The organism is Bradyrhizobium sp. USDA 3315, from assembly GCF_054056795.1.
Genome location: NZ_JBSRYP010000001.1, coordinates 5748285 through 5766368, shown reverse-complemented (window position 1 = coordinate 5766368; position 18084 = coordinate 5748285). Strand labels below are relative to the sequence as shown.

General features: G+C 62.4%; 20 protein-coding genes. 8 read left to right on the top strand and 12 right to left on the bottom strand.

All coding sequences use genetic code 11. The features are described from left to right. Window positions 1–174: 174 nt before the first annotated feature. From ACVIYL_RS26790 to ACVIYL_RS26775, 4 genes are all read right to left on the bottom strand, one after another. Window positions 175–396 (bottom strand): hypothetical protein, encoded by a 222-nt coding sequence (locus ACVIYL_RS26790; protein WP_253623718.1) that lies wholly within the window; start codon window positions 394–396, stop codon window positions 175–177. Between the two features lie 20 nt (window positions 397–416). After that, the gene (locus ACVIYL_RS26785; protein WP_456780251.1) at window positions 417–668 is read right to left on the bottom strand and encodes a hypothetical protein; all 252 of its coding nucleotides are present in this window, start codon (window positions 666–668) and stop codon (window positions 417–419) included. A 109-nt stretch (window positions 669–777) separates the two neighbouring features. After that, entirely contained in the window at window positions 778–963 is a 186-nt protein-coding gene (locus tag ACVIYL_RS26780) for a hypothetical protein (RefSeq protein ID WP_456780250.1), read from the bottom strand. A 466-nt stretch (window positions 964–1429) separates the two neighbouring features. Then, window positions 1430–1555: a hypothetical protein gene (locus ACVIYL_RS26775; RefSeq protein WP_456780249.1), complete on the bottom strand. Its 126-nt coding sequence runs from the start codon at window positions 1553–1555 to the stop codon at window positions 1430–1432. 1047 nt (window positions 1556–2602) lie between these two features. Between ACVIYL_RS26775 and ACVIYL_RS26770 the strand changes: the two genes are divergently transcribed. From ACVIYL_RS26770 to ACVIYL_RS26760, 3 genes are all read left to right on the top strand, one after another. Then, on the top strand, window positions 2603–2839 hold the full coding sequence (locus ACVIYL_RS26770) for a hypothetical protein (RefSeq protein WP_253607909.1): 237 nt from the start codon (window positions 2603–2605) through the stop codon (window positions 2837–2839). A 708-nt stretch (window positions 2840–3547) separates the two neighbouring features. Next, entirely contained in the window at window positions 3548–3787 is a 240-nt protein-coding gene (locus ACVIYL_RS26765) for a hypothetical protein (RefSeq protein ID WP_253607908.1), read from the top strand. A 1023-nt stretch (window positions 3788–4810) separates the two neighbouring features. Then, window positions 4811–5014: a hypothetical protein gene (locus ACVIYL_RS26760; protein ID WP_253609962.1), complete on the top strand. Its 204-nt coding sequence runs from the start codon at window positions 4811–4813 to the stop codon at window positions 5012–5014. 110 nt (window positions 5015–5124) lie between these two features. On the opposite strand, the gene ACVIYL_RS26755 is transcribed toward ACVIYL_RS26760, so the two are convergent. The 3 genes from ACVIYL_RS26755 to ACVIYL_RS26745 form a co-directional block, all read right to left on the bottom strand. After that, window positions 5125–5355 carry a hypothetical protein gene (locus tag ACVIYL_RS26755; RefSeq protein WP_016848527.1) on the bottom strand — a complete coding sequence of 77 codons (231 nt, stop codon included), beginning with the start codon at window positions 5353–5355 and terminating at the stop codon, window positions 5125–5127. Window positions 5356–5452: 97 nt separating this feature from the next. Continuing rightward, on the bottom strand, window positions 5453–5755 hold the full coding sequence (locus ACVIYL_RS26750; RefSeq protein WP_076828393.1) for a hypothetical protein: 303 nt from the start codon (window positions 5753–5755) through the stop codon (window positions 5453–5455). Window positions 5756–5932: 177 nt separating this feature from the next. Beyond that, the gene (locus ACVIYL_RS26745) at window positions 5933–6064 is read right to left on the bottom strand and encodes a peptidylprolyl isomerase (protein WP_253607907.1); all 132 of its coding nucleotides are present in this window, start codon (window positions 6062–6064) and stop codon (window positions 5933–5935) included. A 196-nt stretch (window positions 6065–6260) separates the two neighbouring features. Between ACVIYL_RS26745 and ACVIYL_RS26740 the strand changes: the two genes are divergently transcribed. Continuing rightward, window positions 6261–7736: an amidase gene (locus tag ACVIYL_RS26740; RefSeq protein WP_253607906.1), complete on the top strand. Its 1476-nt coding sequence runs from the start codon at window positions 6261–6263 to the stop codon at window positions 7734–7736. Window positions 7737–7774: 38 nt separating this feature from the next. Continuing rightward, complete coding sequence (locus tag ACVIYL_RS26735; RefSeq protein ID WP_076828387.1) at window positions 7775–8236, top strand: PaaI family thioesterase; 462 nt, start codon at window positions 7775–7777, stop codon at window positions 8234–8236. Between the two features lie 273 nt (window positions 8237–8509). Here ACVIYL_RS26735 and ACVIYL_RS26730 read toward each other — a convergent pair whose 3' ends face one another. Continuing rightward, on the bottom strand, window positions 8510–8803 hold the full coding sequence (locus ACVIYL_RS26730; RefSeq protein ID WP_253607904.1) for an HdeA/HdeB family chaperone: 294 nt from the start codon (window positions 8801–8803) through the stop codon (window positions 8510–8512). Between the two features lie 377 nt (window positions 8804–9180). On the opposite strand from ACVIYL_RS26730, the gene ACVIYL_RS26725 reads away from it, so the two are divergent. Then, a complete protein-coding gene (locus ACVIYL_RS26725) occupies window positions 9181–10980 on the top strand; it encodes an adenylate/guanylate cyclase domain-containing protein (protein WP_253609960.1) in 1800 nt (599 codons plus the stop codon). A 267-nt stretch (window positions 10981–11247) separates the two neighbouring features. Here the strand turns inward: ACVIYL_RS26725 and ACVIYL_RS26720 are convergent, their stop codons facing one another. The 3 genes from ACVIYL_RS26720 to ACVIYL_RS26710 all read right to left on the bottom strand — a co-directional run bounded on the left by ACVIYL_RS26720 (window position 11248) and on the right by ACVIYL_RS26710 (window position 15149). Continuing rightward, window positions 11248–13272, bottom strand: a complete 2025-nt coding sequence (locus tag ACVIYL_RS26720; RefSeq protein WP_253607903.1) for a pyrroloquinoline quinone-dependent dehydrogenase — start codon at window positions 13270–13272, stop codon at window positions 11248–11250. Between the two features lie 71 nt (window positions 13273–13343). Continuing rightward, entirely contained in the window at window positions 13344–14792 is a 1449-nt protein-coding gene (locus tag ACVIYL_RS26715) for a caspase family protein (RefSeq protein WP_456780248.1), read from the bottom strand. A gap of 129 nt (window positions 14793–14921) precedes the next feature. Continuing rightward, entirely contained in the window at window positions 14922–15149 is a 228-nt protein-coding gene (locus ACVIYL_RS26710) for a hypothetical protein (RefSeq protein ID WP_016848541.1), read from the bottom strand. 158 nt (window positions 15150–15307) lie between these two features. Here ACVIYL_RS26710 and ACVIYL_RS26705 point away from each other — a divergent pair, with 158 nt between their 5' ends. Continuing rightward, window positions 15308–15760, top strand: a complete 453-nt coding sequence (locus tag ACVIYL_RS26705; RefSeq protein ID WP_253607901.1) for a hypothetical protein — start codon at window positions 15308–15310, stop codon at window positions 15758–15760. A 171-nt stretch (window positions 15761–15931) separates the two neighbouring features. After that, on the top strand, window positions 15932–17116 hold the full coding sequence (locus ACVIYL_RS26700) for a GNAT family N-acetyltransferase (protein ID WP_456780247.1): 1185 nt from the start codon (window positions 15932–15934) through the stop codon (window positions 17114–17116). A gap of 278 nt (window positions 17117–17394) precedes the next feature. Here the strand turns inward: ACVIYL_RS26700 and ACVIYL_RS26695 are convergent, their stop codons facing one another. Continuing rightward, complete coding sequence (locus ACVIYL_RS26695) at window positions 17395–18033, bottom strand: NIPSNAP family protein (RefSeq protein WP_168854961.1); 639 nt, start codon at window positions 18031–18033, stop codon at window positions 17395–17397. Window positions 18034–18084: the final 51 nt, after the last annotated feature.

Genomic DNA, 18084 nt, shown 5'->3' with positions numbered 1-18084 from the left:
TGGCCCGGCTCAACCCTCCGGGCATGAAGGAACCCGTCAAGCCTGAGGAGGAGCCAAAGCGCCCCACGCGCTTAGAGGAGGCTCGGCGCATCATCGAGGAGTATGCCAAAGACCTTCGCGAAATCATAAAGAAGCTTCGCGAGCGCTTGCACTGAGCCTCGCCTCAGTTTGAAATCAGTGAGGCTTTGGAGCGTCTTTCGGCGCTGGCACGCTAGCGTTCGGGTCAATACCGCAGCGCTTGGTTTGATAGCCATGCCAATCGATACCTATCCCCTTTTTCTTTGCGGGGTGGTTGTATTCCGCTTTGTACTGCGCCCGGCACTCCTCCATGGTCATGGCGTTGGCGGACGAAGTGAACAAGCCGATCACAGCAACGATAACCAGACAGCGACCCATGGAATATCCCCATCTTTTGGTTAGCCGCCGTAGCTCGGGCACACAATCGGCAACGGCTTTGCACCGGGCTTTCGGCGCTCATAGCCACGGCAGTAATTAGCGATGCACGCCTCGTTTCTGTGGCCCATGCATGCATCGCACCTCGCGACGCAATCTTCATAGGTCACGCCGGGGCGATGCTCATCAATAAGCCGCTTCGGCTTCTCTTGCTGCTGAGCCATAGCCGAGAGCGCAGCCAGAACCAGAGCAAGCAACGCGATGCCGGATTTCATGGCCGATCCTCCTAGCTCGTGGAGGACTGTTAATCTGTCATGCCGCCCCGGAACTTGACGCAGATCAAGAGGCGCTGAGGCCGCCTCAGTTGGCGGCCTCTTTCATTTATCAGTCAAACACGTTCTTCTCGGGATAGAACGTCTTGATCCCGGTAAGCCGATCAATGAGTTTCTGGATATTTTCCTGATCGAACAAAACCGCGATGATTTCGACTCGGTCGTCCTGCATCGACACGGCCATTTTCGTCTTGAAGTTATCAATCCCTCGATTGTCGATCTGAGGGGGCACAAGCATACCCGCAACTCGGGCCGTGCCCTCAAGGGGAGCAGATGGGGTCCATCAATTTCCGTGGGACGCTATCTGTTCTTGATTTAGCTCAACGAGCGGAACAGCCGGCGTCTGTTAGCGCGGTTTGTAAATCGCAATGACTTGGCGGAATTCGTCGTCGTCATCGACGGTCAGTAAACCGACGACCATCCAGCCTGCGCATAAGCCGAGAACCATCAGCGCCGTTTTTAGCCACTGTCTCATAAAGGCTAGTATGCTCCGAGAACCAGGCATTTTACCACCCCATGGCGCGTTGCCGTGGCACAAATTGCACTAGCGGCTATCCGGCATTCAGGAATAGGATTTCAACCCCAACCGCAGGGGTTGTGTCATGGGCAGTGACCTACCTTTCAATGCGCTCATCGTGGCGCTCGGGCTGAGCCCCATCGCAATAGTGGCTATCGTCCTATTGATGTGAAAAACGGAGGCCGCCTCAGTTGGCGGCCTCTTTCGGTGCATCAGGCGGCAACGGGATTGGCAACTCAAGCTGATGTTCGAAACCAAATCGTTTGGCGATTTTGTTTTCGTATTCCTGTTTATCCTCGGAGGACTCTGCCATTTCCAGCACTCGCCCTAAGGTGCCTGCCCAGCGCGCGCGCTCCGATGATATTCAAAAACTGAAATAGCTTCTTCGCTCGATCTCCTCCGCGCGTCTTATGCGCCTTGAGAAGTTCGAAGATTTTCCCGCTGCTCTGAGCAAGTGGATAATAGACATGGTTCACCATGCCGCAACGGTGACAGGACCAACATGTCGCGGGCCGCCATCTCTCTATTTGCGAAGGGCGAGCGCGGTCAGGACTTCCCTGCCCCTGTTTCGCGCATCACAAGTGAGAGCCCGCTATGGGACTGGTTCCATGTGGCTCGATGGATGTACAAGCGCGGATCGCTGACGTTAGAAAGCGTAATCCGCGCGAAGATGGTAAGGCAGGTCAACCGCGCCGTCTCAGAAACAGGTGGCCGGCTAGAGCAGTCCCGATACGGTCGTAAGCTATTGCAAGAGATTCATGCAGTAGCCGCATGATCCGAGAGCCCGGCGCGAGCCGGGCTTTTTGGGGCCCCAAAGAAACGGCCCCAGCGAGCGGAGGGTTAATCACGCGAACAGAAGCCACACTATGCTGGCAAGAAGCGAGATGAACGAGACCGCCACGAGACCGACGAGAGCAATCTCCACACCGTCTATCCGATCAGAATACAGCCGCATTGAAATCATCCCTCCCAGCGATAAGGGATCGACTTCTGTAACGGATCGGAAGGTGTCCTAGTTCCCGGCAGCGGGTGTCCTAATTAGGACAGCACCAGCAGACCAAGTGCTGTCCGTCTTTAAGCCCCCGTACCCTAATTTGATTTTTGGAGTGTCCTAGTTCGGATTAAGCGAACGGAAACCGTAGCTTGGCCGGTGTTCTCAGTAGGACTACCGAGGCACCCCATCGGATGCTCTATCCCCGTCCCGCCTTTGACCGAGATCAGGGAATTTAATCTTGAGAGAACGAACCGGGGGCAACGGAACGTGATACGATATCACCATCACCGGCCAAGGCTTTGCCCGTAGGCGTCGGTGGCTGAGAGACCAACAGCGCTCCCGCCTGCATAGGAAGGGAGCGCGGCCATGCCGAACCATTCCACAATAGCGCACCGCGAGATGCAGCTTCGCCATTTGGAGCAAGCCGAGCAGCATATTGCCCAAGGCGAGCGACACATCGCCGAGCAAGAGGAACTGATCGAGCACCTTGCCAATCACGGGCATGATCTAGCGGAAGCGAAGAAGCTTCTGGATAACTTCTACTCATGCCAGGTTTTGCACGTTCAGCACCGCGACCGAATCCGCAGAGAGCTGGGAGAGTAAAGGGCCACCTCAGTTGACGGCCTATTCTCATCTAGCGCACGATTAATTTCCTAGCGTGGCACAAACTGCACTTTGTTTTGGTGGTCATCCCGAGTTAGATTCCAACCTCACGCAGAGGTTGTGTCATGACCAGTGACCTACTTTTTAGAGCGAGCATTGTGGTGCTGGGGCTGTGCCCCATTGCTATCGCTGCGATTGCAATACTCATGTGAGAAAAGAGGCCGCCCCACCTTGGCGGCCTCTTTCATTACAGGCCCTTCCCGTCGAATCGCTGCGACAACATATGACGTGAATCCCGGTCGCGTGAATGAGGTGCTGAAAGGCTTTCGACATCGCGGCAGTCGAGAAGCGGCGCTATCTCGCAGGTCAGCTTAAACTATGAAGCCCGGCGCGAGCCGGGCTTTTTTCTTAGTCCAAAGAATGGCCCCAGCGAGGGGGTACACGCTGAGGCCAAGGCGGTTGGATCATCCATGAGATGACAGGCTCACCCGATCAACAGGGCGCCTATGCCTACGATGAGCGCTACGAACGATATCGCCGCCAACGCCCTGAAGCTGTACTCGACGCCGTCGTGGTGACTGAGCCTGAACATACAGGGAGCTTGCGCCACGGCCTTCGTGTCCGCATTAAAGTAGGCATGTCAGCGTCAGCGCCCTAATTGCGGTTCCAGCCTTAACTTAAGCGAAGATTTTTGAAACGATTCCCACGATGCCGCTTTTATTGCTCATGCAACAGGCGACCGAGGTTCATCTAGTCCGCGTGACGACCGATGACGGCGAGGTCCAAATCTGGCTCGCCGCGACCTCGCGCGAAGAAGCCGTTGACCGAGTGCTGGATGCAATCCCGGAGGGATGGGCTGTTAGCCTCATTCAGCGACAGGTGGCCGCCGATCACATCCCAATTCTCAACATGGCGGTCGGAGAAGTTCGCCGGCATCAGGCGTCCTGAAGAAACGGCCCCAGCGCGTTGGAACGAACGCTGAGGCCGCCTCACCGCGCCGCTACTGGGCAGGGACCGCTCCGAGTGTTGCGGCCCCAGCTGAACTGGATTCTACATAAACAAACAGCCCCAGCACCCCGACAGGGAGGCTGAGGCCGAGGAGCGCCCGTGGGGTAGGGAAAGATTCTGGACACCCCCACCTCAAGCTAGAACCTCCATGGCGCGGAAGGGCATTTGCATAAGTGAATGAGTGTCCTGATTTCCCCAAGCGAGCGTCCTAACTAGGCCAGCACCAACGGACCGGTGCCGGCCTGTTTCCATTCACAGTTTGATTTTTCGAGTGGCCCGGTTTGGGTTTAACCCCGTCGTAACCAAGGGTTAGCCGATGTTCTCGGTAGGACTACTGAGAAGGCCCTCAGATGTTCTGGCCCTATAATTTCCTGCGGGTCGCGATCTGTTCTCGCGGAATGTTTACTGGAACAATCGACCCGGCAGTGCCCTTATTTCAGGGCCCCCAGCCAGACAGGTAGCCCCCCGACTGCTGGAGGAAAACCCGCCTCCGGGACGGGTTGGCGGCCCCCTGTCGGGGCCGTTTAAAATTCCGTAGTTCTCCGGCCAAGAACAAAGTTCCGGGCCATGCGACATGCTTCGCGCCCGAAGTTTCCCTGATAATCAACAAGTTAACCTGACAGGCTCGACGGCGTCCGATAACGGCTGGCACAATCTGCATACTACCTTCGTACCCCTCCTGAGCCCTGGAAAAACTCCGTAGCGTTCGACGGAAGACTCAGGTTCCGCCAGTGTTCGTAACATTGGCCTGCCCAACCAACGCGAATTGCGCGGCGCTGGGCAGCCAACATTGCTGGCGACCGTTCCGTGGCGACGCTGCCGGCGGACGAATCCTTTCCGGAATCCACAACAACGGCTCGAACGGGCGCGGCCTTTCACACGATCTTTTCACGGGTGCTGATCATTACTACAACTAATGGTTTAAATATCGACGACCGCCCTTCATTCGCGGAACCGTTACAGATGATCCACAGGGGCATCGAGTTCAGCGTCACTCAGCTGATGGCCGGCGTCTGGAAATGGCGCTTCCAGATCGGCGATCGCGTCTTCACGGGCAAGACCGAAGCAAAGCTCGATCTTCTGGCAATCCGCCGCGTGCAACTGCGGATTGATCGCGAGCTGAACAATCTGGGGCGGAAACGGACCCGCGGCAGCAATGGGGACTGAGGCACAGTCTATCGTGCACGCCCCGGTGCCCTGACGCGCTGGCCTGCAGAGCTTCGGTTCTAATTAAAATTAGAACACACGAACCGGCGCCCGCTTCGCTCGAAAACGCTTCAATCCGCGCTGGCCAGCCGCCGCATCGTGAACTCGATGTCGCCGCCGGGAAGCTCGCGCCAGCTCTCGACGGCGCTCATATAGGCCGCCTTCGGGTAGCGCTTGAGAAAGTCACGCGCCCTCACGCGGGCCTGATCGCGTGGCAGGCTGAAGGTCTCGCGCAGATAGCCGTCGTCCGGCTTTCGCCGCTCGGCCATCCGGCTGGCGAGATCGCGCGGACGAGACACCATTCCGCAACTCCGGACCAACTGACGACACCCCAATATAGGGGCGGCGGCGGGAGAATCCGAGTCTGCGGGAGACGGACGACGTCGCCCCGAATGGGCGTTACTGGCTGCGCGGCGCGGCGCTTCCCGGCTGCGCCGAGCTTCCGGTCTTGGTCTTCGGCTTGGCGGGATGGGCGGCCGCTTTCGGCGGATCGCTGCGCACGACGCCCCAGGGATCGGACGATCCCTTGGCATCGGGAATCTTGCTGAGCGAGTCCTTGTAGGCCTTGTCCCTGACCGCGTCCTGCTCCTTCTCCTCCTGGGTCCTGGTCTTGACCTCAGGCATCAGGTTGACGTTCGGCATCTGCGCATAGGCCGGCGCCGACAGCAGCACCGCAACCGCAACTGCGCTCAAAACTCTCATAAGAACACTCCCTGCGTTTTCGTCGGCGGTATATCACCGCAAGAAAGCCGCCGCCAAGCGCGCCCGCCCCGGCCCTGGATCATGATGCGTTTCCACGGAATCGCATCATGATCTCATCTCTTTGTTTGAGCATGATCTTTTTCGGAAAACCGGTTTCCACTTTTCCGGATCATGCCCCTAGAGATGGTCTGACTTGCAGGATTTCGGCGACTGCATCCAGTCGTCCCAAATCGGACCGCAGCGCGTGCAACCGCTGAGCGCAAGTCCGATCGCAACCACGCCGCCGAGCACCACCAACCTGCGGAACATGTACGCCCCCACCACTCGCGAGCAGGCGACTGGGCGCCGAAACTGGGGCATTTTCAAGCCGGGCACGGCGCTTGCAGCGCAGCGCAGTGCGCGTCGGAGCGCAAGCGCGCGTCGGACGGGCTGCCGGCGCGCACTGGTTTGACCGGGCGGCCGCGCAAATTACACTGCGCAACAAAGCAGAAAAGGAATCGATCAAATGACTTTGGCGATGAGCTGGGACGAGTGGACGCAGCACGACGGGACGGCGCTCGCGGAGCGCGTCCGGAACGGCGAGCTGACGCCCCGTGAGCTGGCGTCGCAGGCAGCCAGCGCCGTCGCCAAGGTCGATCCCGCGCTCTGCGGCGTCGTCGAGCTGTTCGACGATGTGATCGCCGATCCGGCGCGCGACGGCGCCGACCTCGACGGCCCGTTCGCCGGCCTGCCCTTCCTGATGAAGGACCTCGGCCCGACCTTGAAGGGACGGCTGCAGGAGATGGGCTCGCTGATGATGCGCGGCAATCGCGCCGCGGCGGATACCTTCCTGACGGCGAAGATGCGCAAGGCCGGCCTCAATCTGATCGGCCGCACCACGACGCCGGAGTTCGGGGTCTGCAGCTCGGCGGAAAATCCCGCGGTCTATGTCACGCGCAATCCCTGGAACACCGACTACACCACCTGCGGCTCGTCGGCAGGCAGCGCGGCGATGGTCGCCGCCGGTGCGGTGCCGATCGCGCATGCGACCGACGGCGGCGGCTCGATCCGCATTCCCGCCGGGGTCAACGGCAATATCGGCCTGAAAGTCTCGCGCGGCGTGTTCTCGCTCGCGCCGCATCTGTCCGATCTCACCGGGCTGGTCTCGATCCAGGGCTGCCAGTCGCGCACGGTGCGCGACACCGCTGGCTTCGTCGATGCCTGCCGGGGACCTGCGCCCGGCGAGTTCATGCCGTTCTGGACCTCGCCCGAGCCATATGCCGCGATGATCGCGCGTGATCCCGGCCGGCTCAGAATCGCGCTGTCGCACACATGGGGCGACTATCGCGCGACGCCGCACATCACAGCCGAGCTCGAGCGGGTCGGACGTTTCCTCGAAGGCCTCGGCCATCAGGTCGATTACGCACTGCCGGCGATCGACTATCGGGAAGCCTTCGCGGCGCAGACCACCTGCTACATCAGCAATTTCGCCGTCGTGATCGGCAACATGCTCGCCGCGCGCGGCCTCGAGCGGCCGCCGGCGGAGCTGATCGAGCCGATCAACATCCGCATCTGGGAGCATGGCCGCGACTTCAGCTTCGCCGATCGCGCACGCATGCAGGCCGTCTTCAACACCACCTCGCGCGGCTTCGGCGCCTTCTTCGAGGACTGGGACATCATCCTGACGCCGATCACGGCACTGCCGACGCCGAAGGTCGGCACCACGGAATATCTCACCATCAGCGACAATCCGTCGGTGCTGGACTGGTTCGGCAATCTCTGGCGCAACTTCGCCTTCACGCCGCTCGCCAATCTCTGCGGCATCCCCGCGATCTCGCTGCCGCTCGCGACCAACGAGCACGGCCTGCCGCTCGGCATTCAGGCGATCGGAAAGCAAGCGAGTGACGGGCTGTTGCTGCAGCTCGCCGCCCAGATCGAACGGGCGATCGACGGCAAGTGGAATGCGGGCAACACGCCGGCCGTGCATGTCACGCGCAACTAGAACAAGATAGATAGCATCAACAGAGGGAACGGGACGTCATGCAGCAGCAAGCCGGGGAATTCGGGATCGACGACGCGAAACGCGTGCTCGGCGACGTCTTTGCGCCATGGGTGCAGGACCTCAATCTGTCGATCGAGCAGTTCGACATCACGCCGCCTGCCGGCGATGCCGACTGGCAGCCCGGCGCCATCCTGCGCATGCCGTTTTCCGAGCGGTTGTGCCGCAATGGCGGCATCGTCTGCGGCCAGGCGCTGATGGCGTTCGCCGACACCGCGATGGTGCTCGCCAACCTCGCGGCCAACAAGGGCTACCGGCCGATGACGACGGTCGACCAGACCACGCATTTCATGCGCGCGGTGACGGCGTCCGACGTGCTGGCCGACGCTCGCGTGGTCCGGCTCGGCCGCACCATGAGCTTCGGTCGCGTCACGCTATCTTCCGCCACCGACAACAAGCCGGTGGCGATGGTGTCGAGCGCGTTCGCGATGCTGCCGGGATAGGACGCTGAGGCGACGCGCGTGGAATGAACTACGCTGCCTCACCGTCATCCTAAGAGATGTGAGGCTTTGTCCGCATCTACTGTTGTCGTCGCCCGGCTCGACCGGGCGACCCAGTACGCCGCGGCCTATCGGCTCAAGCACGACCGTCTCTGGAATACTGGATCACCCGCATGCGCGGGTGATGACACTGAGCAAGCTGAGTAAACCAATTCCGTCGAGACGCGCGTTCCGCGCTCCTCACCATGAGGGTTCAGGCTAATCACGCTGCAAGATTTACTTGCCGAGCACGGCCTCCGCCGCATTAACGATGCTGATCGTCGGGTTCTTTCCGCAATAGGTGCCGAACTTCTTGGCGTTCTCGGTGAACACGTCGGTGTCGATGATCGCTTCGTCGGAATCGCCCTTGTACCAGCCGTCCATCCACACCAGCACCATCTTGATGGTGTCGTCGCCGCCGTCGACGAACTGCTTGCAGGTCATGGTCGAGAGATCGAGCACGGCCGCGCTGGCCGGTGCCGACGACAGCGCGAGCGCGGCGGCAAGCATGATCGAGGCAGTGATCTTCATCGCAATCTCCATGGGCAATGATCTGGAATGAACCGGTCGCTGGGAAAGCCAGCGTGTCCGCCCGCGACCCGTAAGCGATGCGTTACATCGAACGCAAGCACGGCATCGCGCAAGTTTGCCTGCACGTCGCTTCAGTGCACGGATTGAGAATTCGTGTTTCTGATTTGTGACGGCGCCGCGCTAAAGCGTGATGAGAACAGGGCGTGTAGTCGAGAATCCAGTGTATGCGAGCGGGGATAGCGAGGTCGGTGTCGCTCTCAAAAGCCGACATCGGCGATGCTGCGGTGAATGTCCGCTCGAGGCCATCAGGCGATATTAGCAGTGTAGCCCGATCTCCCGATCCGTCGTACAATATCTCGTCGGTTGGGTTGAGAGCCATGGTGCAGGAGCGGCCATTCCCTGTCGAGCGGAGGTTGTCGGCGATATTAGCCGCCGATGTGGCTGGCTATTCGCGGCTCATGCACGATGACGAGGAGACGACACACGCCAAATTGACAGCGCTCCTGGCGGACGCTGTTGTGCCAGCAATCGCTGAACACGGCGGACGTATCGTGAAGAACACTGGCGATGGGTTCTTGGCGGAGTTTACAAGCTCAGTTGAGGCTGTCCGAGCCGCCATACAGTTTCAGACCCACATCAAGGAACTAACAATCCAAGAGAAGAAAGAAAGGCGCGTTGCCTTCCGCGTGGGAGTCAACATCGGCGACGTAATCGTCGAGGCCCATGACATATTCGGGGACGGCGTTAACATCGCGGCGCGGCTTGAAGGTTTCGCAGAGCCGGGCGGCATCTGCATCTCGTCTTCTGCCTACGATCAAGTGCGAGGCAAGGTCGGCGTTGAGTTCGTCGATTTGGGCGATCAAAACTTCAAAAACATCACCCGCCCGGTCCGGACCTATGCCGTGACGTGGGATGAATCCGGCCCAACGACACGATCTCACCGCACGGAATCGAGCGCGCTTTCACCGCCTCGTCTTTCCATCGTTGTGCTGCCATTCGCCAACCTCAGCGGCGATCCTGAACAGGACTATTTCGTCGACGGTGTAACCGAGAACTTAACGACAGACTTGTCGCGCATCAGTGGCTTGTTCGTAATCGCCCGGAACAGCGCGTTCTCGTACAAGGGCAAAGCAATCGACGTACGGCAAGTCGGCCGCGAGTTGAACGTCCGGTACGTGCTTGGAGGTTCCATGCAGCTCAGCGGCAAGCGGCTTCGAGTGAACGTGCAGCTCACCGATGCAGAAAGCCGCAAACATCTTTGGGCCGAGCGCTTCGAAAAACCTGTCGCCGATCTTTTCGATATGCAGGACGAAATCGTATCAAGGCTCGCCAACTCGTTAGGTGTCCAGCTCTTTGTAGTCGAGGCACGAAAGGCGGAGCGGTTGCTGCACCCCGACGCAATAGACCTGTTCTTTCAGGGTACTGCCTGCTTCTACAACGGGCCGACCCTTGAACACGCGACCCGGGCGCGCGGCTTTTTTGAGCGTGCTTTGGTGATCGATCCCCGAGGGGCCGGAGCGATTTGGGCGTTGATCGGCATGGCAAACGTCGATCTGACAGTGGGAGCCGACCTGCTAACGGACGAGCGAGCCGCGCTTCTTTCGGCAGCCGAAGCGAACGCGATCAAAGCACTTTCACTAGCTCCCAACATTGCCGCGGCCCGTCTGATACTCGCACTCGTCTACATTAACACAAACCGCGCCGCGCAAGGGATTACCGAATGCGAGCAGGCATTAGCACTTGATCGCAATTTGGCTTATGCTCATGGCGTTATCGGTTTAGCCAAACTCTATATGGGTTGTCCTACCGAGACTGAAGGCCATGTACTCGAGGCTCTCCGTCTGTCCCCTCGCGATCTCGTTGCCAACCGGTTGATGCGTTTTGTGGGCACTGCAAAGCTACAGCTCGGTGCGGATGCCGAAGCGGTCAGTTGGCTGCGACGAAGCATTGAGGCCAACCGCACTCATCCTCTTGCCCATTTTTCGCTCGCCGCTGCCTTGGGCTTGCTCGGCGCGCTGGATGAGGCGCGAACTGCTGCGAAAGCGGGATTTGCGCTCAACCCAGGCTTTACGATCCGCCGCTTGCGCGCCGCCAAGATAAGCGACAATCCTATTTATCTCGCGGGACAAGAGCGCCTTTGCGAGGGCATGCGCGTAGCCGGGGTGCCGGAGGGATGATGTCGGAGATGGGTCAAATGCGGCGGTCGAGGATCGTTGATGAGAAGTCCGGACTGCACCCAATACCGGACCAGTCAGAGGCGGCGAAGAACCTGAATTCATCGCGCTTTAGCGGAGCGAGGCGATGCTTGCACAATTTCGGAATAGTGGAAATATAGCCTTGATTTGCCCGACGTGTCAAGTTGCGTTTCGAACGCCGGCAGCCGCTGGCTCCTTTGCATGGGGTTGTTTTCGATATTTTGGCGGCGCGCCTGCGGCAGGCCGCACCTAAGCGGATCGCGAGCGACGGCTCCGCCGCCAGCGCCACAACAGCGCGACGATGGCGACGAGCACAAGACCGCCGGCCACAGCCTTGGCGGTGAACCGCCCGCCGGGACGATCGATCAGGCGGGTCCACAGCGAAGCATCCTCGCCCTGGCGCGGCAGGCGAAACGCCACCACGCTATCGCCGATTGAGGTGCCGGCTTCGGAATGGCCGCCGGCGCCGATCACGACGTACTGCTCGCCCTTCCAGAGATAGGTCATCGGATTGGCGACGCCCGGCACCGGAAGCCGGCCGAGCCACAGCTGCTTTCCCGACCTGGCATCGAACGCGCGCAGATAGGCATCCATCGCGCCGGTGAACACCAGGCCGCCCGCGGTGATCGCGACGCCGTTGACCAGCGGCGTGCCGGTATTGAGCGCGATGCCGAGCGGCGCGAGATCCTCGCTGGTGCCGACCGACGAATGCCAGAGGATCTTGCCGGCCTTGAGATCGACCGCCACCGTCTCGCCCCATGGCGGCTTGTTGCAGGGCGACCCGACCGCCGACTTCGCCAGCGCCCGCGACATCGCGAACGGCGCCCCTTCCTGCTGGCCGAATTCATGACCCGGCGGCGGATTGAAGCCCTTGGCCTGGTCGCGCGGAATCAGTGTGACGATGTGCGCCGCATGACTGACATTGGCGTAGAGGAGCTGATTGACCGGATCGAACGCCGCGCCGCCCCAGTTCACCCCGCCGCCTGTCATCGGATAGATCACGGTGCCTTGCGTCGACGGCGGCGTGTAAAGGCCCTCATTACGGGATTGCGCGAGCAGCGTCTCGCAAGCCGAGCTCCCGGTGCCCGGCAGCAGGCCGTCGACATCGTCGGCCGTCATCCGCTGCGTCAGCAGCGGCGGCACATGGGTCGGGAACGGCTGCGTCGGCGACAGCCTCTCGCCCTCGGCACCGTTCTGCGGCACCGCGCGCTCCTCGACCGGCCACACCGGCTTGCCGGTGTCGCGATCGAGCACGAACACAAAGCCCTGCTTGGTCGGCTGGATCACGACGTCGCGCTGACCATCGCCGGTGTCGATCCGCGCCAGCGTCGGCTGCGCCGGCAGGTCGTAGTCCCAGACGTCGTGATGCACGGTCTGGAATGCCCATGCGAGTTCGCCGGTCTCGATCCGCAGCGCGACCACGGAATTGGCGTGCTCGTCATTGCCGGCGCGCTTGCCGCCCCAGAAGTCCGGACTGGGCGATGTCGTCGGCAGGAACACCAGGCCGCGCTCCTCGTCGACCGACATCGGCGCCCAGACATTGCTGTGGCCGGCCTCGACGCCATTATGCACGAGCGGATCGAAGCTCCAGCGCGGCTGGCCGGTTCGCGCATCGAAGGCGCGCACCGCGCCGAGCGGCGCGTCGACCCGCCGGTTGTCGCCGATCGCGGACCCCACCACGACCACGCCGCGTCCCGTCACCGGCGCCGACGTGATCTGAAACTCGCCCGGCCATTCCAGCTTCATGCCAACGTCGATCTTGATCTCGCCACCGTTGCCGAAATCGGCGCAAGGCTTGCCGGTTCTGGCGTCGAGCGCGATCAGGCGCCTGTCGTTGGTGCCGGTGAAGATGCGTGACTTGCAGGCGGCGCCTTCCGCCGCGCGATCATCCGTCCAGTACGCGACGCCGCGGCAGACAAAGCGATTGGCCGGCCGTTGCGCCATGCTGATCTTCGGATCGAAACGCCATTTCTGCGCACCGGTGCCGGGATCGAGCGCGATCACTTCGTTGAACGGCGTGCAGAGGATCAGGCTGTCCTCGACGAACAGCGGCGTCACCTCGAACTTGGTGCGCTTCATGACCTCGGGCGGGCGAGTATCGAGATCGCCGGTGCGGAATTCCCAGCCGCGCAGCAGCTTGCCGACATTGTCTGATGTGATCTGCGTCAGCGGCGAGAAGCGTTGTCCGCCGCGGTCGCCGCCCCAATACTCCCAGGCGCGCGCCGGCTGACCACACAGCAGCAGCGCGGCAAGCAGGCAAAACAGCGACCGCATCGCGTCCTCCCCCAGGATGCGATCACCGGGCGCCGCATCTCATGCGGGAAAGCATTTACGCGATCGTCGCGTCAGTATCCACCCCGGCGATAGCCGCCGCCGTAGTTACCGCGATAACCACCACCGCCGCCGCCGATGCCGATCCCGATTCCGATTCCGATCGGCGGTCCGGCAGGCTCGTAGACCACGGTTGGAGGCGGACGGCGCACCACCACGACGTCGTCCTCAACGACGACGCGCTGCGGGCTCTTGCCCGCGCGCCGCGGCGGATCGGGATCGGCACGCTTTTTCACCGGCACGTTGGCCCTCTGCTGCAGCGGCTGTTGCGGCGGCGCCGCGTTGCAGGGACAGGTCGGTGCCGCCAGCGCGACGCTGGTCGCGGGCACGCTGAGCGCGACGGCGGGCGCCGGATCGGGACGGTAGCGCAGCCGTTCGATCATCTTGCGCGCGGTCGCTGTCAGGTCGGTGTCAGGATATTGCGCGAGGAAGCCGCGATAGGCCGCCGCCGTGTTGATGAGGATCGCGTTATTCCACGCTAGCATGCGGCGATGCCGGTCGAGCCAGTCGCGCGCCTGCAGGCCGCGCGGCGTGCCGGCGAAGATCGCGGCGAAGGCCTCATAGGATTCGTCGGAGCCATCGATCACCATCAGTTCATTCGCGGCCTCGATCGGCTTGCCCTGCAATTCGCGCTTCCATTCGTCGACGGTGCGTTTGGCCGCGGCCGGCGGCGGCGTCACTGCGGGCGACGCCGCAGCACCCGCCATGAAACGGAAGTCGTCGGTGAGCGAGGACGAGTCCCACGGCGTCTGGCGGCCGTCAGTTGCCTTGTTCACCGCCAGGCGAACGCGCTTGAAGGTGTCCTCGATCGGGATACCCGGCTCCTTGGCCGAGGCCAGCAACGCGGTGGTGTAGGGGCTGTTGGCGCCGCTGCCGTCCTCGGCTTCCGCTCCCGGCGAGGTCGAGAACGAGACAAACGTGCCGGGCGCGCCGACCCTGGCATCGACGATGGCGAGCCCATGCCCCGCGGTCTTGCTGAGTTCCGGGAATGGATTGTTGCGGCAGGCATCGAGCAGCACGATGCGCATCCGACTCGGAACTGAGGTGAGCGTATTCAGGACGTCGTTGAGCCGAACCGCCTGGATCGGGATATCAGCCTCGCGCTTCGGATCGACATCGACCGGCACCAGATAGTTCTCGCCGTCGATCTGCAGGCCATGCCCGGCATAGAACACCAGCGCCACGGTATCGGCGCCTTTCGCCGCCACCTGGCCAGCGAAATCGCTGAGCCGTGCGCGCATCTCGTCCTGCGACAGGTCCGATGCGGCCGTCACCGCAAATCCGGCATCGGTCAGCATTTGCGACACAGCCTTGGCGTCGTTGGCCGGATTCGGCAGCGCGGGCACCGACTTGTAGGCCGACTGCCCGATCACCAGCGCCAGCCGGTTTTCCGCCGACGCCGGCACGGCGCCGAGCAGGATCGCTGCCGGAACGATCAGGCTGAGGAGCGAACGGCGAAGCATGGCGACCTCCGACAATGACATCGAAGATGGGTCGGAGGCCGTCAGGCCAAGGTTCATGCCTTGCGGCAAATGTGCTGCCGACCGACGCCGGTCGAATGTCGAATGGCCGCCGAGACCTGGTGAGGCCGGCTATTTCGGCTTCTTGGCCGGATCCGCTGCCGGCTTGGTGACACCCCAGGGATCGTATTTCTCCTTGGGCTCGGGGATCCGATCGAGCGCGGCCTTGTAGGCCTTCTCGTCGACCTTGGGCTTCTGCTCCGTCTTCGTATCGCCTCCACCGCCCCCGCGCCGGCCCTGGGCCAGGGTGGGTGTCGCGAGCAGCGCCAGAATGACGGCAGCAACCGTGAAGCGTTTCATGTCAGTCTGTCTCCCCGCCGCCGCAGCAACATCCGGTAATACCTCTACCCCAACGATAACTTGTCGCTCGACATTTGTTGATCGACAAAGCGCCGCCTGATGCGAATTCAGCGCCACCAGGGGGCGCAATCCTGACGGCGGCACATTAAATGCGCTGAATGGGACAGGGACAAGTACATCTGGCGGCGCTGCTGGCCGGCGTCGCCTTAATATTGAGTGGCTGCGGGCTGGCGGACAGCCACGCGGTGTGGCCGGAGGCCTTGAAGGTCAAGGCCGCCGAGCCGGCGCCGCTCGAGATGCCTCCGGACGTCAAACGGCTGGTCGCGGGCAAGCTGGATTCGGTGTTCACGGCCGGTTCACAGCCGACCCATGTGCGGGTCTCCGCCCCGCTGCACGACCCGCGCGGCACCGGCTGGACCGCCTGCGTGCGCGCCGAACTGACATCGGTGATCGGCAAGCCGCTGGGGACGCAGACCTATCGCGTCTTCATCAATGAAGGCTCGATCTTCGATCGCCGGCAGGTCGGGGCCGACGACAATTGCGTGACGGAGACTTACGAACCGGTCGAGAGCACCGTTGCGGCGGAAGCGCAACGGAGCGCCAAACCCTAGCGCTTGAGCCAGCGACCCGGCCGGGCCGCCGCGCACCGGTATGCTGAACGGCCCGTTAACACGACCGTTCAAATTGCGCGGTGGCCTCAACGGCATTTTCCATTTCTTTCCACTAGCGTTGCCCTGACGAACGCAAGGCCAATCAGCCTCGCGGACTGGGGAAACAGGGACGTGGCCGATATTGCTGACCAGGCAATGATCCACCGTGCATCGCGCAAGGATGCCACGGACGATCGCACCTTGCCGCCGTTGTCGGCCACGCCGCTCAATGCATGGCGCGCGCTTGCCGCGCGCGCGATCGAGGCCAATGGCTACTATCAGGCGGACTGGGAATTGGCGGTCGATGCCTCCGCGCGCGGCCGCACCGGCGCGGCGCTGCTCAGCGCCGCCGGCGATGCCGGGCAACTGATCGGGCTGTTGCCGGTCGTTCCGATGCGGCGGATCTACCGGATTCCCCTGCCCGCTTTGGTCGGCGCCGAACCTTATGGCACGCTGTGCACGCCGCTGCTCGACCGCGACGCCGCCGAGGAAGCGGTGGGCAAGATGCTGCGGCAGGCGCGCAATGCGGGCGCGCATGCGCTGATCCTGCGCACCATGTCGCTCGAGGGCCCGGCCATGGCGGCGATCCGCGCGGTGCTGGCCCGAGACGGGTTGCAGCCGCGCATAGTGAGCGCCTATCAGCGCGCCCAGTTGGATGCGACGCGCGATGCCGACGAATTGTTGCGCGACGCGCTCGGGCCCAAGAAGCTGAAGGAGCTGCGCCGCCAGCATCATCGCCTGTCCGACCACGGCGCGGTGCGCTTCGATGTCGCCTGCACGCCGCGCGAGGTTGCGACGGCGCTCGAGACTTTCCTTGTCCTCGAAGCCGGTGGCTGGAAGGGAAAGCGCGGCACGGCGCTGAGCCAGCATGCCGGCGATGCGGCCTTCATCCGCCGCGCGACGTCGGCAATGGCCGAAGCCGGCCGCTGCGAGATCATCACGCTGCATGCGGGCGACACGCCGGTCGCGGGCGGCATCGTGGTGCGCCACCAGGACCGCGCCTTCTTCTTCAAGATCGGCGTCGACGAGCGCTTTGCGAAACATTCGCCCGGCACGCAGTTGACGCTGGAGCTGACGCGCCATCTCTGCGCCGATCCCGCGATCAATTCGGCCGATTCCACCGCGGCGCCCGGCCACCCCATGATCGACCCGATCTGGCGCGGCCGCTTCGCGATCGGCGACGTCTTGCTGCCGCTGCGGCGCCGCGATCCGCTGGTGCCGGCCATTCACGCCGCGCTGACCCTGAACAACTTCGCCTACGAAGGGGCGCGCGGCGCCGTCCGCTTCATCCGCAGCCGGCGCGGCAAGCCCGGATAATGCGGTTTACCCTTTCGTAGGCATGCAGACACATCGGGAAACAAGTGACTGCTGCCGTCAGGTTGGTGTCAGCTGGCCCGACTAGCGTTGCGGCGCGCTGGTTCTCAGACGGCGCGCGCCCTTGCTTCGAAAGCCTCATCTGATGGAAACATCGGATGGGGCTTTTTGCCGGCGCTCGCGACGTCCTGACGGCAAACGAAAAGGCCGCCTCAACCGGCGGCCTCTCTGTCTCGCGCTCGGCGCATCATTGGGAAACGCGGCGCGACCAGCGCCTGCCCTTACTGCAACGGCGAGTGCGGTGCCGGCAGCATGATGGTCGAGTGCATCTCCTCGAGCACCTGCGTGCCCTTGCTCAAAAATTCCAGCCAGGCCGGATCCTTCATCGCATTGCCGCGTGCGGCGGCGCGGGCGTTGAGATCGGGATAGGCCCAGATGTGGCAGACCTCGTTGGGCTGCCCGGCTTCGGTGGTCCAGAGACCGACGATCTTGGAGTATTTCTCGCGCTCCGGCATCACGCCGGTGATCAGATCGAGCCATTGCTTGGCGCCGCCGACCGGCTTGGCGCGGTAGTTGCGGAATTCGTAGATGTTGCCTGATGTCGCCGGCGCCACCGGCGGGATGATTGCATTGAGCAGCCGCACCTCCTGCCGCACCAGCAGCGGACGGATCACCGGAATATACTCGCCGGTCCAGCGCGGGTTCTTGGCGAGCTCGGCGCGCAGCCGCGTCCGCTCGTTGAGATCGGCGTAGCTCCACATGTGCATGACCTGATTGAGCGGACCGATCTCGGTGATCCAGTAGCCTTCCAGCTTGCCGAAATTGTCGGCGCGGATATCGCGCGAGATCGTGCTCGCCGCCTTCACCATCTCGCCGACGGCGCCTGGACGGACCGTATAGGTGCGCAGCTCATAGATCATGGTGGTCTCCCCTGATTGTTTCCGATGGATGATGTGGGCAAACGAAAAAGC

Excerpts from the sequence above, each read along its gene's own strand:
- ACVIYL_RS26790 (WP_253623718.1), bottom strand. The coding sequence starts at position 396 with ATGGGTCGCTGTCTGGTTATCGTTGCTGTGATCGGCTTGTTCACTTCG.
- ACVIYL_RS26785 (WP_456780251.1), bottom strand. The coding sequence starts at position 668 with ATGAAATCCGGCATCGCGTTGCTTGCTCTGGTTCTGGCTGCGCTCTCG.
- ACVIYL_RS26780 (WP_456780250.1), bottom strand. The coding sequence starts at position 963 with ATGCTTGTGCCCCCTCAGATCGACAATCGAGGGATTGATAACTTCAAG.
- ACVIYL_RS26775 (WP_456780249.1), bottom strand. The coding sequence starts at position 1,555 with ATGGCAGAGTCCTCCGAGGATAAACAGGAATACGAAAACAAAATCGCC.
- ACVIYL_RS26770 (WP_253607909.1), top strand. The coding sequence starts at position 2,603 with ATGCCGAACCATTCCACAATAGCGCACCGCGAGATGCAGCTTCGCCAT.
- ACVIYL_RS26765 (WP_253607908.1), top strand. The coding sequence starts at position 3,548 with ATGCCGCTTTTATTGCTCATGCAACAGGCGACCGAGGTTCATCTAGTC.
- ACVIYL_RS26760 (WP_253609962.1), top strand. The coding sequence starts at position 4,811 with ATGATCCACAGGGGCATCGAGTTCAGCGTCACTCAGCTGATGGCCGGC.
- ACVIYL_RS26755 (WP_016848527.1), bottom strand. The coding sequence starts at position 5,355 with ATGGTGTCTCGTCCGCGCGATCTCGCCAGCCGGATGGCCGAGCGGCGA.
- ACVIYL_RS26750 (WP_076828393.1), bottom strand. The coding sequence starts at position 5,755 with ATGAGAGTTTTGAGCGCAGTTGCGGTTGCGGTGCTGCTGTCGGCGCCG.
- ACVIYL_RS26745 (WP_253607907.1), bottom strand. The coding sequence starts at position 6,064 with ATGTTCCGCAGGTTGGTGGTGCTCGGCGGCGTGGTTGCGATCGGACTT.
- ACVIYL_RS26740 (WP_253607906.1), top strand. The coding sequence starts at position 6,261 with ATGACTTTGGCGATGAGCTGGGACGAGTGGACGCAGCACGACGGGACG.
- ACVIYL_RS26735 (WP_076828387.1), top strand. The coding sequence starts at position 7,775 with ATGCAGCAGCAAGCCGGGGAATTCGGGATCGACGACGCGAAACGCGTG.
- ACVIYL_RS26730 (WP_253607904.1), bottom strand. The coding sequence starts at position 8,803 with ATGAAGATCACTGCCTCGATCATGCTTGCCGCCGCGCTCGCGCTGTCG.
- ACVIYL_RS26725 (WP_253609960.1), top strand. The coding sequence starts at position 9,181 with ATGGTGCAGGAGCGGCCATTCCCTGTCGAGCGGAGGTTGTCGGCGATA.
- ACVIYL_RS26720 (WP_253607903.1), bottom strand. The coding sequence starts at position 13,272 with ATGCGGTCGCTGTTTTGCCTGCTTGCCGCGCTGCTGCTGTGTGGTCAG.
- ACVIYL_RS26715 (WP_456780248.1), bottom strand. The coding sequence starts at position 14,792 with ATGCTTCGCCGTTCGCTCCTCAGCCTGATCGTTCCGGCAGCGATCCTG.
- ACVIYL_RS26710 (WP_016848541.1), bottom strand. The coding sequence starts at position 15,149 with ATGAAACGCTTCACGGTTGCTGCCGTCATTCTGGCGCTGCTCGCGACA.
- ACVIYL_RS26705 (WP_253607901.1), top strand. The coding sequence starts at position 15,308 with ATGGGACAGGGACAAGTACATCTGGCGGCGCTGCTGGCCGGCGTCGCC.
- ACVIYL_RS26695 (WP_168854961.1), bottom strand. The coding sequence starts at position 18,033 with ATGATCTATGAGCTGCGCACCTATACGGTCCGTCCAGGCGCCGTCGGC.